Origin of the sequence: Citrobacter sp. MGH 55 (assembly GCF_016906145.1) — a bacterium.
GTDB classification, from domain to species: domain Bacteria; phylum Pseudomonadota; class Gammaproteobacteria; order Enterobacterales; family Enterobacteriaceae; genus Citrobacter_A; species Citrobacter_A amalonaticus.
Map to the genome: position 1 here is coordinate 2,979,491 of NZ_CP070239.1, position 17,044 is coordinate 2,996,534.

Consider the following 17,044-nt stretch of genomic DNA (forward strand, 5'->3'; position numbering starts at 1 on the left):
CACATCTCTGATGTCAGTCTTGAATCGCTTTCGCTGATTGAAACCATTAATCAACCGGTAACCGGGGAGGAAAACGTTGAGCTCAGTGAGCCTCTCCCGGCAGACCATGCCTGTGCCGTGGCTCAGGATCGCGTGGAGGCAAAACCACGTGGTTCCGCGACCAACACTGCGCTGGAGTTGATGACGCGTTTTGCGACGGGAATCGGTAACTTTGTCAGCCTGCTCTACTCCTCGGCGCGTGAATCGGTCGAGCTGTGTATTAAAAACGTGATCCCTTTTATGGCCTTTATCTCGGTTCTGATCGCTCTGGTTCAGGAGACCGCGATTGGTCAGTGGACCGGGAATGCGCTGTCGCCGCTTGCCGGATCGTTAACCGGTCTGTTTGTGATTGCGATTATTTGTGGTCTGCCCTTCATCTCTCCCATTCTGGCTCCTGGCGCGGCGATTGCGCAGGTCGTTGGTGTGCTGGTAGGAACGCTAATCGGTAGCGGGGTGGTTTCACCGCTGATGGCGTTGCCGGCGCTGTTCGCGATTAACGTCCAGGTCGGTGCCGATTTCATTCCCGTTGGGCTTTCCATGCAGGAGGCGAAAGAGAAAACCATTCGTCTTGGCGTGCCCTCTTTCTTGCTGTCACGGATGATTACCGCGCCTCTGGCGGTGGCCATCGGTTATCTGTTTTCGTTTGGCTTGTTTAACTGAGGAAATGTGTAATGAACAAAATCAATGCCGCGGTAGTGGGGGCCGGTATTTATGGCAAACATCATATCAATGCGTATCACTATAATCCGTGGGTGAACCTGGTGGGGTTTTGCGAGATCAATCCGGACATCCGCGCCAACGTTGCGGCGGAGTTTCAGGTGCCAGGTTATGCCTCGCTGGCAGAGTTGTTTGCCGCGACGGACGTTGATCTGGTATCGATCGCGACGCCGGATCCGTTCCACTTTGATGCCACGATTGAAGCCATCAGGGCGGGCAAACATGTGCTGATTGAGAAACCGATGGCGACAACGTCAGCGGAATGTCGGGAAATCATCCACTGTGCGCAGCAACAAGGAGTGAAGATTGGCGTTGATTACCACAAGCGTTGGGACGGGATGGCACAGCATATTCACCATGAGCTGCTGAAACCCGAAACCGGTCAGGTCCTGCGTGGCTATATGAGCATGGACGATATTATCGACGTGCCGAAAAACTGGCTGTCATGGGCGAATGAGAGTTCTCCCGTTCATTTTCTCGGAACGCATTGTTTTGATTTGATTAGATATTATATGAACGGCGCCAATGCGGTGAGCGTCTATGCGATAGGGCAGAAGAAGAAGCTGGTGGCGGAAGGCGTTGATTCCTGGGATACCATTCAGTCGTTTGTCACCTTTGATAATGGCGCGCAATGGACCGTTGAAGTGGGGTGGTGCTTACCACCTTCATTCCCCAAAGCAAACGATGGTCGTAGTTTTGTTATTACCGAGAATAACTATTATCGCGCCGACGCGCAGTTGCGGGGATATGAAATGTTCACCCCTCAGCGCAGTGCAACGCCAAATTATAATTTTATTAATTACGTTAATAATAAAGCCAGTGGCTATGGGATTCAGCCAATACATGATTTTGTTGAGCACATATTATTTGATACCCCTTATCTGGCAACCGCTGATGATGGGTTGCAGGCGACGTTAATATGTGAAGCCGTGCATCATTCGTTATCGACAGGACGTATTGTGCAGTTATAAATCATCGATGGTTTACGCCTCATAAACCGCTTTTCTGGCTTTAATTTCTTTGATTAAGGCAGGGTTCGTTATTCCCCCTCAACCCGGTCGATGATCATCGTTTATGAGGCGCCTTTTCATTATTCATATTCAGATAGCAATATTGCAGCGCGTGGAAAAAAAGCGTGTGTAAAGACATTTTCAGTGCGGCGAAACTGAGGGGGCTGACGCTGGACTGAGGCGTATATAAGGTTACATCGGCAAGCGTCGCGCCGCTCTGATGGCAGGCGACTGCCAGTGAGGCGGCCTCATGCTCACGAATCAAGGTAATGAGTTGATTATCCGGCTCATCTTTGAGTCCAGGAAGCAGGATCACGGAATCACAATCCGTCAGGGTGTTTGTCAGCAATGAATGGGCATTCTGGTACTCTACGGGAATGCAGACTTTGCCAATATCACTATAATCCTGAATGATATTGCAGAGTAATGAACTCAGTTCTCGCGGATGACAGAAATAGAGGTTACGGCTGGAATTAATAATTTCAAAGAAAGTATTAAGGGCCGCAGGGTTATTATTATTAATAAACTCGCCAAGAATAACATTGTTTTTCGTTGCCTGGGCCGGAAGCAGTGCCTCAGGTGCGCTGCGCAGACACTTAATTAAATCATATTTAAATGAAGTAAAGCCGGTATAACCGAGAGATTGCGCAAAGCGAACAATGGAGGGTTGGCTGGTTTGCGTCTTTTTTGAAATTGCCGTCGACGTCAGTTTTTCCGCGCCCGACAATGTAGCCAGAATGTAACGGCTAATTGTTTGCTCCGCGTGCGTACCTGTTTTTACCAGTAACTGAAGTTGTTCGATAATGTTCATTGAGGTCCCTCGGTTTTGTTTATTATGACAGATACACTTTATCCTTCAAGCAGCCTCTGTGTTGGCGACGGAGCGATCCGGCTCGTCCATGAGCCTCGTCCCTTTAAGCCAGCGCAAGCGTTGTCCAAAATGCCTGCTGCATGTTGTCCTGCGACTCGAAGGATTTAGTGTCTAACCAGTGGACCCCAGGGATTAATTCATCCTTTCCACAATCATTGCAATACCCTGACCGCCGCCGATGCACAGCGTTGCCAGACCCAGCGTCTTATCCCTGGCGGAAAGCGCATGCAGCAATGTCACCAGGATCCGCGCGCCGCTGGCGCCGATCGGATGCCCAAGCGCAATCGCGCCACCGTTCACGTTCACCTTTTGTGGGTCGAAGCCCAGCGTCTTGCCGACGGCAAGGAACTGCGCGGCAAACGCCTCATTGGCTTCAATCAGATCGATATCGGAAAGCTGCAATCCGCATTGTTTCAGGGCTTTCTGCGTGGCGGGTACCGGCCCCATCCCCATCAGCGCTGGCGCGACGCCGCCGCTGGCATATGTCTTAATGCGTGCCAGCGGTTTCAGTCCTGCCGCCAGTGCGGCAGATTCTTCCATGACCACCAGCGCGGCCGCGCCGTCGTTGATCCCAGAGGCGTTGCCAGCGGTGACGGTGCCGGCCTTATCAAACGCCGGACGCAGTGCCGCAAGACCTTCTGCTGTTGAGTCAGCCTTGGGGAATTCGTCGCGGTCAAAGACAATGGTTTTTTTACGCGACGTGACGCTGACCGGCACAATTTCGGCCTCAAAGGCGCCAGAATGGATGGCGGCGACCGCTTTTTGCTGGGAGAGCAGTGCGAGCTCATCCTGCATGTCGCGGCTGATACCGTATTCACGGGCGACGTTTTCGGCGGTGATTCCCATGTGATAACCATGGGTGGCACAGAGCAGACCGTCACGCAGAATCACATCCGATAACTGGCCGTCGCCGAGGCGATAACCCCAGCGGGCTTTCGCATCCAGCAGATAGGGGGCGAGACTCATGTTTTCCATGCCGCCAGCAACCAGCGCCTGTGCCTGACCGGCCTGAATTGCCTGGGCGGCCAGTGCGACGCTTTTGAGCCCTGAACCGCAGACTTTGTTGACGGTAAACCCGCAGACGGTTTCGCTAAGGCCGCTTTTTAACAGCGCCTGGCGCGCCGGGTTTTGTCCCAGACCGGCCTGCAACACGTTGCCCATGATCACTTCATCCACTCGTTGCGGGTCGAGTTGCGCGCGTTCCAGCGCGGCGCTAATCACAGTCGCGCCAAGTTCGATGGCACTGGTGGTGGCCAGCGCGCCGTTGAAGCTGCCGATGGCGGTACGTACTGCGCTGACGATGACACAATTTTTCATCTTCTGTTCCTTAAAAGTGAGTCGCTGCCGTCAGAAAAAGGTCAGACCGACAACAAAAATGACACCGGAGAAAAGCAGGGCGGTGATGCAGTACCCCATGATGTCGCGAACCCCCAACCCGGCGATGGCCAGTGCGGGAAGCGCCCAGAAGGGTTGCGCCATGTTCATCCACTGCTCGCCGTAGGCAATCGCCATCACGGATTTACCCAGATCGGCCCCTAGCGCTTGCGCGGCTGGCATGACGAACGGTCCCTGAATAACCCAGTGACCACCGCCTGACGGCACGGCAAAGTTGATCAGCGCAGAGCTGAAGAAGGTCATGACCGGGAAGGTGTCTTTATTGGCGACGTTGATGAAGAACTCGGTGATGAGTCCTCCGAGACCGGAGTGCTCCATCATCAACTGGATACCGGCATAGAACGGGAACTGCACCAGGATACCGGCGGTGCTGCGCGCAGCGGCACTAATGGCGCGCATATAGGCCATCGGCGTTTTGTGCAGCAGCAGACCGGCAATCATAAACATCAGATTGACGGTGTTGATGGTGATGTTGAACCCTTTCTCGGCGAAGTAGATCCCGAGATAAGCGATGCCTAATGCCCCAATGATCAGCGCCAGGATTCGGCTCTCTTCCAGTTTTTCGGACGGAGGTGCATCTGCTGGCAAGGTCTTCTGGAAATCAGGCTCTTCCATCAACAGTTTCGGATCGACGCTGACAACATCCGACGGTTTTGGCGTCATCATGCGGGTGATAAACGGCATGACCACAATCAGACCGAGAGTGATGAAGATGTTGAAACCGGTAAACAGGGTGTCGCTGACCGGAATCAAGCCCGCAATGTGTTCCACCGGGTTACCCGGCGTTGCCGCCAGCAGGGGCATCGAGCCTGAGAAGCCGCCGCCCCAGGTCAGAAAACCGATATAAGCGCAGGCAATCAGCAGCGGATAATCGGATCCCGGCACGCGACGGGCAACTTCACGGGCAAACATCGCTCCCACTACCAGACCGAAGCCCCAGTTAATGACGCAAGCGACGGAGCCAAAGAAGGTCACCAGCATTACGCCCTGCGCGGGCGTTTTTGCGGCAGACGCGGCAGTACGCAGCAGGTTTTTCACCGGACCGGAACTGGCCAGCGCGTGACCTGTCACGATGATCAACGCCATCTGCATCCCGAAGGCCAGCAGATTCCAGAAGCCATCCCCCCAGAAACGCACCATACTGATCGGCGTTTGCGGCGTCAGCCACAGCGCGATGCCGAACGTCAACAGCGTCAGCAGCATGGCGAAAATCAGGGGATCGGGCAGCCAGCGACTGACGAAGCGCGTCATGAAACGCGAGATACGGCCGATCATGCTTCACCTCGCTGAACGACCAGATCGGCGGCAATGTCAAACTGCGCTTCTGTTTTTGCTCGCAGAGTATCGAGGTCGCATCCGTCGACGATTTCCGTCAGCCACATTTTGCCGTCGATAAAGCGGAACACGGCGAGTTCGGTAACCAGCATATGCACCGCATGCTGGGCCGTCAGTGGCATGGTGCAGTGACGAAGGATTTTCGCTGAGCCGTCTTTCGCGCAGTGTTCCATCGCGATAATCACTTTGCGCGCTCCGGTTACCAGATCCATCGCGCCGCCCATCCCAGGGACCATTTTGCCGGGCACGACCCAGTTCGCGAGGTTAGCCTGTTCATCAACCTGCAATCCGCCCAGTACGCAGGCATCGACGTGGCCGCCACGAATCAGTGCGAATGACATCGCGCTATCGAACATCGCCGCCCCCGGTAATATTCCGCAGGGTTGACCACCGGCGTTCACCAGATCGGGATGCGCGGTGGTGACCGGTCCCAGTCCGAGAAATCCGTTCTCTGATTGCAGGGTGATATGAATGTCATCCGGCAGATAGTTGGCGACCATCGTCGGCAGGCCAATGCCTAAATTCACAACATCACCATCGCGAAGTTCTTGCGCCACACGGCGCGCAATACGTTGTTTAGCATCCATTATTTGCTCTCCTGTGGCATGACGATATGGTCGATAACGGCGCCGGGGGTGACTATCTGGTCAGGCAACAGATCGCCTGTCTCAACGAGTTCGTCAGGTTCCACCAGGGTGATATCGGCGGCGAGGGCAATAAGCGGGTTGAAGTTGCGGGCGCTGAGTTGGTAGGTCAGGTTGCCGAGTGGGTCGGCACGGTGCGCGCGGATGAGTGCCAGGTCGGCACGCAACGGTCGCTCCAGTAGCCAGGTTTTGCCGTCAAGTGTCAGGGTTTGTTTGCCATCTTCCACAATCGTGCCGACGCCGGTTGGGGTCAGGAAGCCGCCGAGTCCAGCACCGCCGCAGCGGATCTGTTCAATCAGCGTACCCTGCGGCACCAGCTGAACGTCCATCTCTTTGGCGATCATCCGACGCCCGGTTTCCGGGTTAGTGCCGATATGGGACGCAATGACTTTGTTCACCCGGCCATTGACGATCAGCGGGCCGATGCCGGTATCGACAAAGGCGGTATCGTTGGCGATCAGTGTCAGGTCTCTGACGCCGGATTCAAGTAAGGCTTCGACAAGGCGGGGCGGGGTCCCGACCCCCATAAAACCACCAACCATGATGGTCATGCCGTCACGAAAGAATCCGGCAGCGTTCTGTAAGGTAATCAGTTTTGTTTTCATTATGTTTCCCTTTTGCATACTCCATTTTGGGTACACAAAGGGAATAGCAAGCGGGATGCCAGAATGGCTAACGGACAGGGATATTAGTTAACCTGTTGAATATAATTAAATATTCATGGGAGTGTTGTGTGATCTTAGTGCGGATGCTATGCAGAATTTTGCGCACTGTGCAAAATTCTGCATAGCAGATTCTGGTTCTACAAGCCTGCCGTATCGATACCGTATTCCTGCAATTTATACATCAGGGCACGTCGACTGATGCCTAACATCAGGGCGGCGCGGGTGCGGTTTCCTTCATGCTGTTCAAGTACCTCGATAATGATCCGCTTCTCTTCGCGTTTAATCTCTTCTTTCAGATTGCGTTCACCGGGCTGTGTGGCCTTTATCTCGCTGCCACCACCCACCGGCTGGCGGAGCGGGGCAGGCAGATCTTCTGCAAAAATGACGGCGCCGGTATTCATCACCACCGCCCGCTCAATGACGTTTGAAAGTTCGCGGATGTTTCCGGGCCAGGGCCAGGTGGTAAGCATTGACATGGCTGCCGGATCGATCTCAATAATGTCGCGCTGATTTTCCGAACTGAATTTCTGCAGGAAGTGGTTAGCCAGCAGCGCAATGTCTTCCCGTCGTTCGCGCAGCGGGGGAAGTTGCAGATGAATCACATTCAGACGATAGAACAGGTCTTCACGGAAAGCGCCTTCTTTCACCATCGCATGGAGATCGCGGTTGGTGGCAGCGACGATGCGGATATCCACCTGAATCGTCTGATGCCCGCCCACGCGTTCGAATTCCCGTTCCTGCAGAATGCGCAGTAATTTAGCCTGGAGCACCAGCGGCATTTCACCAATTTCATCGAGTAGCAGCGTTCCCTGATGAGCGCGTTCGAACAGTCCCTGACGCTGAGTTTGTGCGCCGGTGAAGGCCCCTTTTTCATGACCGAACAACTCGCTTTCCAGCAGCGACTCCGGTAACGCGGCGCAGTTGATTTTGATAAACGGACCGTTTGCCCGGCGCGAATTGTAGTGAATAGCGCGCGCAATCAACTCTTTGCCGGTACCGCTTTCACCACTGATCAGAACGTTGGCCTGCGACAGGGCAATTTTCGCCGTATCTTTGCAGATATCCATCATCCGCGGACTGTTGGTCAGGATATGTCCCCACTGCCAGCTGGTGCTCAGCGCCTGATGCAGGCTGCGGATCTCCTGTTTCATCGCCTGCAGTTGCAGGGCGCGTTGGATCAGTAAATTCAGTTCATCGAGATCGAAAGGTTTGATCACGTAATCAAACGCCCCGCTGCGTAACGCTTCGACGGCGGTTTCGACTTCGGCGTAAGCGGTCATCAGGATCACGGGGATACGCGGCTGCTGAGTGCGCATGACTTTCAGGGCGTCGATCCCGTTCATTTCCGGCATGCGGATATCCATCAGCACCACATCCGGTGGAGCGTCGGCAAAGCGCTGCAACGCTTCCTCCCCGTTGCTGGCACAGTGCGTTTCATGCCCCTGTAGCGAAAAGGCGGTGGTGAGCATGCGACGAACGTTATCTTCGTCATCCACAATGAGGATACGGTAGCGGGTTTTCATACTGACAAGTTTCCCTGCGGGTTAATCGGTAAAATAAGGGTAAACGTCGCGCCACATCCGGGCATGCTGGCGACGTGAATATCACCCTGATGAGCATTGATAATGCGCTGGCTGAGCGCGAGTCCAAGCCCTGTTCCTGAGGCTTTGGTGGTGAAAAAGGGGTCAAAAATCTTTTTCTGTAGCGCGATATCAATCCCACCGCCGTTATCTTCAATCGCCACGGCTTGTTGGGTGGCTGAATATTGCCAGGTGCGAATGCGGATTTCACCGCGTGCGTTGATGGCCTGCACGGCATTAATCAAAAGATTGAGGATCACCTGTTTTAACAGTTCACGATCGGCAACGATGGCAGGCAGCCCCGTATCCTGTTCAAAGTTGAACGTGATCCGTGCCTGAACGCCGGAGGTTTGCACCAGAATCAGCGTCTCTTCGATCAGCGAATTGAGCAGCACTTGCTGCCACTGGCTTTGTCGCGGCCGGGAGAAATCCAGCAACTGCTGAATGACTTTGTTGATGGAATCAATTTCTTTCAGTACCACGGACAGATATTCCTGATGCACAGGCAGGCTGGTTTGTTGACGAATGATCTGCACATACCCCCGGATGGCGGTGAGCGGATTACGTACCTCATGCGCCACCCCGGCCATCAGTTCACCCAAAGTGGCAAGTCTCTCGGTTTGCGCCAGGCGACGCTGCGTTTCTTTGCGGGCAGTCAGGTCGGAAAAAATCACCAGCGCACCGATCAATTCACCATTGGGGTTATGAATACGGCTGGTGGTGACACTGAGTTCAATGGTGCGGTCGCGTGCCGGAAAGCTAACTTCCTGTGCCAGATGCTCCGTCCCGTGCGCCAGGGTATCGAGAACCGGGCTGGCAAAATGCGGGTCGGAGAAGAGGGTGGCATAGGGGCGACCGACCAGTTCATTGAGCGTATAGCCGGTAATCATTTCCGCCGCAGGGTTCATGGTGGTGACATCGCCCTGTCTGTCGATTGCGATCACCCCATCGGCGGCGTTTTCAATGATCAGATCGTTAAGGGTTTTCGTTTCACGCAACGTTTGCGCCAGCGCGTTAACGCTGCGGCTAATTTGCCCCAGTTCGCCAGGCAGATTGGGAAGTTGCGCTGGCGTTTTTTGCGCCAGCGTCGACAGACCGTCCGTGATGATGTCGATATTGGCGCCAAGGCGTCGGGAAAACAGCACGATCAAGAGCAGGCTACAGAGCAGACCAGCCGCCAGCACCGCAATGATGCGCACGTCCATCCTCCACGCCTGACGCTGGATATCTTCCGTCAACTCATTCGCCCAGATGTAGCCCAGCACGTCGCCATCCCGGGTGATGGGGATCATGGAGTTAAGAATATCGCCGCGCACCTGGCGACCGGAAAAGACGACCGGGGCATTGCTGCGCATCACTTCGCGTCCGGGGTGATCGGCGGCAATCGTCACGCCAACGTTATTTTGGTACAGCGCGGAAGGGGCGTAGGTCACAATCGCATCCAGCGCTTTGTTATAGTAGCCCGCGCCGACGCCCGGAAATGCCTGAGTGATCCGCTCGGTGATGGGGCCGAGTTCGGCATTCAGCGCCTGAATACGTTCGTCCCGCGGCAGCGCCGTAAAATGGGTAAAGCGATCGCCCAGCGCCTGATCGAGCAGGTGTATAACGGCAGATAATTTTTTCTCTTTTTCAGATAAGACTGCTGACCGTCCTTCGGTTTCTACGATATAACCAATCGACAGCGTCGGCACGATGACCATCAGAAGCGCCATCAGGATCATCTGATTGCGTAAGCGTCGCGGGTATAACCCTCTCAAAAAGCGCATGCTGGCATCCCTGTGACCCATTTTCTGACAAACGCTAATTATCGGGGGTTGCGGCAACTGTTTCTCAGCGGTGTATCATATTCCCGCAAACGCAGGCGCGGGCATTGCGACGACGCGCATTTACCGCTACCTTAACCACACTCCATTTATCGCCTGAGGCGGAGCTTCGCCCTTTTGAAATACCTTGCATCCTTTCGCACGACCCTGAAAATCTCGCGCTATCTGTTCAGAGCGTTGGCGCTGTTGATTTGGCTGCTGATTGCCTTTGCTTCGGTGTTCTACATTGTGAACGCCTTGCATCAGCGGGAGTCAGAGATCCGCCAGGAGTTTAATCTCAGTTCCGATCAGGCCCAGCGCTACATTCAGCGCACGTCGGATGTGATGAAAGAGCTCAAGTACATCGCGGAGAATCGCCTGACGGCGGAGAACGGCGTGTTGTCTTCGCGGTCGCGTGACGATAAAACCGAGGTGCCGACCTTTCAGCCGCTGTTTGCCGATTCCGACTGCGCGGCAATGGGCAACGCCTGGCGCGGATCGCTGGAGTCGCTGGCGTGGTTCATGCGCTACTGGCGTGACAACTTTTCCGCTGCGTACGATCTGAATCGTGTATTTCTCATTGGCAGCGATAATCTCTGCATGGCGAATTTCGGCCTGCGCGATATGCCCGTCGAGCGCGATAACGCGCTGAAAACGCTGCACGAGCGGATTATGAAGTACCGCAACGCGCCGCAGGATGAATCCGGAAACAATCTCTACTGGGTGGCGCAGGGACCACGTCCAGGGATCGGCTATTTCTACGCGCTGACGCCGGTTTATCTGGCAAACCGCCTGCAGGCCCTGTTGGGCATTGAACAATCCATTCGAATGGAAAATTTCTTTACGCCGGGCAGTCTGCCGATGGGCGTGACCATTCTGGATGAAAATGGGCATGCGTTGATTTCGCTGACCGGGCCGGAAAGTACCATCAAGGCGGAACCTCGCTGGATGCAGGAACGCTCCTGGTTTGGCTATACGCCGGGCTTTCGTGAGCTGGTGCTGAAGAAAAATCTGCCGCCGTCTTCGTTAAGCATCGTCTATTCCGTTCCGGTCGATCTGGTGCTGGAACGGATCCGGATGCTGATTCTGAATGCCATTCTGCTGAATGTGCTGGTAGGTGCGGCACTGTTTACCCTCGCGCGGATGTACGAACGACGGATCTTTATTCCGGCGGAAAGCGACGCCCAACGGCTGGAAGAGCATGAGCAGTTTAACCGTAAGATTGTCGCGTCCGCGCCGGTCGGGATCTGTATTCTGCGCACCGTTGACGGTATTAACATCCTCAGTAACGAGCTGGCGCATACCTATCTGAACATGCTCACCCATGAGGATCGACAGCGGCTGACGCAAATCATCTGTGGACAGCAGGTGAACTTTGTCGATGTGCTGACCAGCAATAACACCAATTTGCAGATTAGCTTCGTCCATTCCCGCTATCGCAATGAAAACGTGGCGATTTGCGTGCTGGTGGATGTTTCCGCCCGCGTCAAAATGGAGGAGTCGTTGCAGGAGATGGCGCAGGCGGCTGAACAGGCGAGTCAGTCGAAATCGATGTTCCTGGCGACCGTCAGCCACGAGCTGCGCACGCCGCTGTATGGCATTATCGGTAACCTTGATCTGCTACAAACCAAAGAATTGCCAAAAGGGGTCGATCGCCTGGTGACGGCGATGAATAACTCTTCCAGTCTGCTGCTGAAAATCATCAGTGACATTCTCGACTTCTCGAAAATCGAATCGGAGCAGTTGAAAATTGAGCCGCGTGAATTCTCGCCACGTGAGGTGATGAGCCACATTACCGCGAACTATCTGCCGCTGGTGGTGCGCAAGCAGCTCGGGCTGTACTGCTTTATCGAACCGAATGTGCCGGTTTCGCTTAATGGCGATCCGATGCGCCTGCAACAGGTGATTTCTAACCTGTTGAGCAACGCGATTAAATTCACCGATATTGGTTGCATTGTGCTGCATGTCAGCCGCGACGATGATTATCTCAGCATTCGGGTGCGGGATACCGGCGTCGGGATCCCGGCGAAAGAAGTGGTGCGCTTGTTCGATCCGTTCTTCCAGGTCGGTACGGGCGTGCAGCGCAATTTCCAGGGAACGGGGCTGGGACTGGCGATTTGCGAAAAGCTGATCAGCATGATGGATGGTGACATTTCGGTTGATTCAGAACCAGGGATGGGGAGCCAGTTTACAGTGCGTATTCCGCTGTATGGCGCGCAGTATCCGGCGAAAAAAGGGCTTGATGGACTTGCCAGAACACGCTGCTGGTTGGCGGTGCGTAATGCGTCTTTGTGCCAGTTTGTCGAAAACAGCCTGACGCGTAACGGTGTTGAGGTGATGCGTTATGAAGGGCAGACACCGGCGAGTGATGACATGTTGATCACCGACGATGCCCTGGAACAGCCGTGGCAGGGGCGGGCAGCGGTGATTTTCTGTCGGCGCCACATTGGTATTCCACAGGAAAGGGGGCCGGGGGAATGGGTGCACAGCGTGGCGTCGCCGCATGAACTGCCGGCGCTGCTGGCCCGGATCTATCGTATTGAGCTGGACGATGAGGAGCTCTCCTCCGCGTTACCGGCTCCGGAAAAAGCGGCGGCTACTAATGATGACATGATGATCCTGGTGGTTGACGATCATCCGATTAACCGCCGCCTGCTGGCCGATCAGCTGGGATCGCTCGGGTATCAGTGCAAAACCGCCAATGACGGCGTGGATGCCCTGAACGTGCTGAGCAAAAACCATATCGATATCGTGCTGAGTGACGTAAACATGCCGAATATGGATGGCTATCGACTGACACAGCGCATACGTCAGTTAGGGCTGACTTTACCGGTAGTTGGGGTGACGGCCAACGCTTTAGCCGAAGAGAAGCAACGCTGTCTGGAGTCGGGGATGGACAGTTGCCTGTCGAAGCCGGTCACGCTGGACGTTATCAGGCAGACGCTGGCGGTGTATGCGGAGCGGGTCAGGAAAACGCGAGCATAAAAAAGCCCGGTAAGCGCTGAAACTTACCGGGCTTTTTTACGTCTGCAAGAATCAGTCTTTGTCTGCCGGACTCAGGGTCACGGAAGAGAGATAGTTCAGCAGTGCGATATCGTTTTCAACGCCCAGTTTCATCATTGCTGATTTCTTCTGGCTGCTGATGGTTTTGATACTGCGGTTCAGCTTCTTGGCGATTTCAGTCACCAGGAAACCTTCGGCAAACAGACGCAGAACTTCACTCTCTTTCGGAGAGAGACGTTTGTCACCGTAGCCGCCCGCGCTGATTTTTTCCAGCAGGCGAGAGACGCTTTCCGGGGTGAACTTTTTGCCTTTCTGCAGCGCAGCCAGCGCTTTCGGCAGGTCTGTTGGCGCGCCCTGTTTCAGGACAATCCCTTCGATATCGAGATCAAGCACCGCGCTCAGGATTGCCGGGTTATTGTTCATGGTCAGAACAATGATCGACAGGCTTGGGAAATGACGCTTGATGTATTTGATCAGGGTGATCCCATCGCCGTACTTATCGCCCGGCATAGAAAGATCGGTAATCAACACGTGTGCATCTAATTTTGGCAGGTTGTTGATCAGTGCTGTGGAGTCTTCAAATTCGCCAACAACATTCACCCACTCGATTTGCTCAAGTGATTTGCGAATACCGAACAGTACAATCGGATGGTCATCGGCAATAATTACGTTCATATTGTTCATGTAAAGGCTACCTTGCTACAGCAAGCTCTTGACGTAGGTGTCAATGTCGCTGATGTATTTTTCTATTCCTGGAGCATCTTTCTCACGAATCAGATGTTCCAGCGTTTCACATAACTGCTTGCCGGGTACCAGATTTAGCATGGCAAACACGCCTTTCAGGCGGTGAGCCGTTTGGGCTAGCGCAGCAAAATCGCTGATTGCAGCCTCAGTATACAACCTCTTAACATCATCCGGTACTGTGTCTACAAATAGTGCGTAATAACCGCTGGCATGAAGTTCGGCGTTTTCATCACCTCCCAGAGGGGATTCCGGGATCGCTTCTTGCGCCAGTTGCTCTTCAATTAGTTGTAGTACAGCTTCCTGCATAGCGTTGCTCATATTAAAGTTGACGCGAAGCTGGCCTGGGCCAATTTTCCGCACGCCTGACTCATCATCGCTTAAAAGCAAGCCGGAGGCAGTAAGATTAGACGGATTATCAGTTAAAAAGAGATCATATTCTTGACTTATGAGTCTCTCATCCGGGGTGATGCAGGTCGCTCCCCAGTTTTCCAACTGGCGAAGCACGATATTGCGCACCTCGTTAGAGGTCACGTCGATCATCACGCTGACATCATCCAGCAGACGCTCTTCGTCTTCTTTATGCTGGTCGAGCGGCGTCATTTTAACATGGACTGTATAGCGTGTACCCAGCGCATCTCGCGCTTTTATGCTCAAATGTCCGCCAAGTTTACGCGCCAGCTGATCGCATAACCAAAAGGCCAGCGGATTGGCTTTACCGTAACGGTCTTTCTGCGTCTCACTGATGAACGGGAAATGCAGGTTGTCAATTTCGCTTAACGTCACGCCTTCGCCGGTATCCAGAATGCGGAACGTCAGGCGCTCGGCCACCGATTCGTCCTGATCAACCTCGAGCGTGATTTTGCCAATCTGGGTAGTTGTTACCGCGTACTGCATCAACAGCAGTAAGATCCGTCGCAGTGCATCGCGATCGCCATGTCGTTCGTCGTTTGCCTTCAGATGGTTGTTGATGAGCAGTTGCAGACCTTTACGCTTCATCGCGGGCAGCACTTGCGGGACGACTTCGTCAATTAACGCCTGAACCGAGAAGAGGGTAGGCTCACTCTTCCAGGCGTCGTTTTCCAGCATGTTCGCCAGTTGAATTTCATCGATCATGCGGACCAGTACATCGGCATGATTCGCCAGTTGCTGTGCATCAGACGTTTGCAATTGAGCAACTTCCGCTGCCAGCGTTTTGACCGGCTCTTTCAACGTCTCGCTGATGTTTTGCATAAAGGCGACGCGGCCCTGCTGATTTTTTTCATATAACCGCTGAGCCTGTTTGAGCTTTTTGTTCACCAGCACTTCACGATCCTGGTCGCGGATAATAAAGATCTGGGTGCGTGGAGCGACCTGGCTGCGGAACAGGCGTATCTCATACAGCTCGTTATTGACGGTCGCCTGGATCACGCCCTGATGCTGTTCCGCCATGCTGGTGATGTTTTGCAGATTCAGATGCGGCAACAGATGGTCGGCAATTTTGTTACTCATCACCGTGCGGTTCGCTTCTTGATCATGCACCAGCAGACCCAGCGGCAGTAGGGAGACAATCTCTTCGTTAATCGCGCGCAGAATCCGTAGCTCATTATTAGCTGCGGTATTGGGCGCGACTTCCGTTGTGCGTCCCGGCTGGTTGCGGAAGGTGGTATAGCCGAACAGGGCGAGCGCCAGCAGCCCGATATTCAGCAATAGCGGTAACAGGATGTTTTGCAGCGTATCGAGCAGTAGGGTGCCAAACGGCACCTGCCAGACCAGGCGCATTCCCGTCGAGTTCAGCGCCGACGAGATTTCAATTTTCGAACTGTTAAAGCTGATGCTTACGCTGTCGGGCGATTCTTTATCTGCATTGCGTGCGCTGGCTGGAGTCGTGTCAGGCTCAAGGCGGAAGCTGTCCAGTGGCATGCCGGGAGGAATTAAGTCGTTGATGGGCAGGTCAAACGCGACAACGGTCGCCAGGTGTCCCGGCTGATTAAACGTGGTTCGCAGCGTAAAATAGTGGCCGTTTTGCCATGCCAGCCGACGCAGCGATGAGAAACTTTCCCGTTCGTCCAGCGCATTGGCCTGCTGGAGCATCTCTGCCCGACGGGAATCGACAATGCTGCCGATGGTCGACTCTTTAAATCCCGAAGAGAGATCTTTTAACGGTAGCGTCGAGATGAGCGTCAGGCTGTTATCCTGTCCGTTGAGATAATACATGGACCACGGCACCGTCTCAGCGCCCCACAGCGTGTCGAGGTAGGACGAGATGCGCTGCGTCATTTCCAGCGTTGAGCTGTCATGCGAGCCAAAGATCAGCGCTTCGGTTTTTCGCCGTGGTTTTTCAAGATAGTAAACGTCCTGTTTCAGGCGTGTTTCCTGCAATCCTTCGCTGCTCGACGGATTCGTCGTCGCGGCGATGTTGTCATAGATTTGCCAGGTCGCGTAACGCCAGGTATCGATACGCTTATGAATTGCATGGGTGATATCGACGATTTGATAGCTTTTATCTTTCAACCAGGCGTTAACCGCGCTTTGCACCATCACGCCCATCGTCACCAGCAACACAATGATCAGCAATAAAAAGAAACGGGTAATGCTTCCCGGCAGGAGGGAAAATCGGGACGTAGCCGTTGTATCAGACTGACTCATTCGTGGTTATGACCTGTAAAACAACGCAGAAGGTGAAAGGGCAGTATAAAGGGTACGGTGTGAATTTCCACACTCTCTACTCATTGATGTTCTGCATTTTTTGCCAAAAAGAATTCATCAGTTAAATGGCGTAAAAGTGTACAGGCCCACCAGAGGCGTACACATATTCCCCGTCAAGTGTGAAGAAATAGCACGAAATAACAAGAAATCGGTTTCTGATATCAGTCAGTGACTGAATGAAGGTAAATAGTTAATAGTTGTTATTATTTTTATGCGGTAGCACATAAAGAGAAAATAAGTGTAAAGAAGGGTAAAAAAAAACCGGACGCATCGCATCCGGTTGAAATAGGGGTAAACAGACATTCAGAAATGAATGACGGTAATAAATAAAGTTAATGATGATAGCGAGAGATATTTTAGAGATGCATGACGATTTTGTTTTGTCATTCAGTGCTATCAAATTTATTTATGTAATTAATTGTTTTATATGTATTTTATATATTTCTTGAGTGATCGTGCTTATTTTTTGTCTTTTTGAAGCAAAAAAAAAGTTCCTTGGAATTTACATTTTGAAACATCTATGTGGATAAATGAAACATCTTAAAAGTTTTAGG

General features: G+C 53.4%; 12 protein-coding genes. 3 read left to right on the forward strand and 9 right to left on the reverse strand.

Annotated elements, in window-relative coordinates:
- The coding region (locus JTI98_RS11945) for a PTS sorbitol transporter subunit IIB (protein WP_216081290.1) at positions 1-699 on the forward strand (699 nt) is incomplete at its 5' end.
- A gap of 11 nt (positions 700-710) precedes the next feature.
- Positions 711-1,727, forward strand: coding sequence for a Gfo/Idh/MocA family protein (locus JTI98_RS11950; protein ID WP_216081291.1), 1,017 nt, complete (start codon positions 711-713; stop codon positions 1,725-1,727).
- A gap of 94 nt (positions 1,728-1,821) precedes the next feature.
- Here JTI98_RS11950 and JTI98_RS11955 read toward each other — a convergent pair whose 3' ends face one another.
- The 7 genes from JTI98_RS11955 to atoS all read right to left on the reverse strand — a co-directional run bounded on the left by JTI98_RS11955 (position 1,822) and on the right by atoS (position 10,022).
- On the reverse strand, positions 1,822-2,577 hold the full coding sequence (locus JTI98_RS11955) for a MurR/RpiR family transcriptional regulator (protein ID WP_216081292.1): 756 nt from the start codon (positions 2,575-2,577) through the stop codon (positions 1,822-1,824).
- A gap of 192 nt (positions 2,578-2,769) precedes the next feature.
- Positions 2,770-3,954, reverse strand: coding sequence for an acetyl-CoA C-acetyltransferase (locus tag JTI98_RS11960; RefSeq protein WP_216081293.1), 1,185 nt, complete (start codon positions 3,952-3,954; stop codon positions 2,770-2,772).
- A gap of 30 nt (positions 3,955-3,984) precedes the next feature.
- Positions 3,985-5,307 carry a TIGR00366 family protein gene (locus JTI98_RS11965; RefSeq protein ID WP_043000062.1) on the reverse strand — a complete coding sequence of 441 codons (1,323 nt, stop codon included), beginning with the start codon at positions 5,305-5,307 and terminating at the stop codon, positions 3,985-3,987.
- Complete coding sequence (locus JTI98_RS11970; protein ID WP_043000063.1) at positions 5,304-5,954, reverse strand: 3-oxoacid CoA-transferase subunit B; 651 nt, start codon at positions 5,952-5,954, stop codon at positions 5,304-5,306. The genes JTI98_RS11965 and JTI98_RS11970 overlap by 4 nt, the downstream gene beginning before the upstream one ends.
- Complete coding sequence (gene atoD, locus JTI98_RS11975) at positions 5,954-6,616, reverse strand: acetate CoA-transferase subunit alpha (RefSeq protein WP_043000064.1); 663 nt, start codon at positions 6,614-6,616, stop codon at positions 5,954-5,956. The genes JTI98_RS11970 and atoD overlap by 1 nt, the downstream gene beginning before the upstream one ends.
- 197 nt (positions 6,617-6,813) lie before the next feature.
- On the reverse strand, positions 6,814-8,199 hold the full coding sequence (gene atoC, locus JTI98_RS11980) for an acetoacetate metabolism transcriptional regulator AtoC (protein ID WP_044258579.1): 1,386 nt from the start codon (positions 8,197-8,199) through the stop codon (positions 6,814-6,816).
- Complete coding sequence (atoS, locus tag JTI98_RS11985; RefSeq protein ID WP_058586853.1) at positions 8,196-10,022, reverse strand: two-component system sensor histidine kinase AtoS; 1,827 nt, start codon at positions 10,020-10,022, stop codon at positions 8,196-8,198. Before atoS ends, atoC begins: the two co-directional genes overlap by 4 nt.
- 174 nt (positions 10,023-10,196) lie before the next feature.
- On the opposite strand from atoS, the gene rcsC reads away from it, so the two are divergent.
- Entirely contained in the window at positions 10,197-13,043 is a 2,847-nt protein-coding gene (gene rcsC / locus JTI98_RS11990; RefSeq protein ID WP_216081294.1) for a two-component system sensor histidine kinase RcsC, read from the forward strand.
- Positions 13,044-13,094: 51 nt separating this feature from the next.
- On the opposite strand, the gene rcsB is transcribed toward rcsC, so the two are convergent.
- Both rcsB and rcsD read right to left on the reverse strand, forming a co-directional pair.
- On the reverse strand, positions 13,095-13,745 hold the full coding sequence (gene rcsB, locus JTI98_RS11995) for a response regulator transcription factor RcsB (protein ID WP_001061917.1): 651 nt from the start codon (positions 13,743-13,745) through the stop codon (positions 13,095-13,097).
- A gap of 15 nt (positions 13,746-13,760) precedes the next feature.
- The gene (rcsD, locus tag JTI98_RS12000; RefSeq protein WP_044258583.1) at positions 13,761-16,430 is read right to left on the reverse strand and encodes a phosphotransferase RcsD; all 2,670 of its coding nucleotides are present in this window, start codon (positions 16,428-16,430) and stop codon (positions 13,761-13,763) included.
- Positions 16,431-17,044 lie beyond the last annotated feature (614 nt).

Bases quoted from the DNA above. Each gene is read 5' to 3' on its own strand.
- JTI98_RS11950 (WP_216081291.1), top strand. From the start codon at position 711: ATGAACAAAATCAATGCCGCGGTAGTGGGGGCCGGTATTTATGGCAAA.
- JTI98_RS11955 (WP_216081292.1), bottom strand. From the start codon at position 2,577: ATGAACATTATCGAACAACTTCAGTTACTGGTAAAAACAGGTACGCAC.
- JTI98_RS11960 (WP_216081293.1), bottom strand. From the start codon at position 3,954: ATGAAAAATTGTGTCATCGTCAGCGCAGTACGTACCGCCATCGGCAGC.
- JTI98_RS11965 (WP_043000062.1), bottom strand. From the start codon at position 5,307: ATGATCGGCCGTATCTCGCGTTTCATGACGCGCTTCGTCAGTCGCTGG.
- JTI98_RS11970 (WP_043000063.1), bottom strand. From the start codon at position 5,954: ATGGATGCTAAACAACGTATTGCGCGCCGTGTGGCGCAAGAACTTCGC.
- atoD (WP_043000064.1), bottom strand. From the start codon at position 6,616: ATGAAAACAAAACTGATTACCTTACAGAACGCTGCCGGATTCTTTCGT.
- atoC (WP_044258579.1), bottom strand. From the start codon at position 8,199: ATGAAAACCCGCTACCGTATCCTCATTGTGGATGACGAAGATAACGTT.
- atoS (WP_058586853.1), bottom strand. From the start codon at position 10,022: ATGCGCTTTTTGAGAGGGTTATACCCGCGACGCTTACGCAATCAGATG.
- rcsB (WP_001061917.1), bottom strand. From the start codon at position 13,745: ATGAACAATATGAACGTAATTATTGCCGATGACCATCCGATTGTACTG.
- rcsD (WP_044258583.1), bottom strand. From the start codon at position 16,430: ATGAGTCAGTCTGATACAACGGCTACGTCCCGATTTTCCCTCCTGCCG.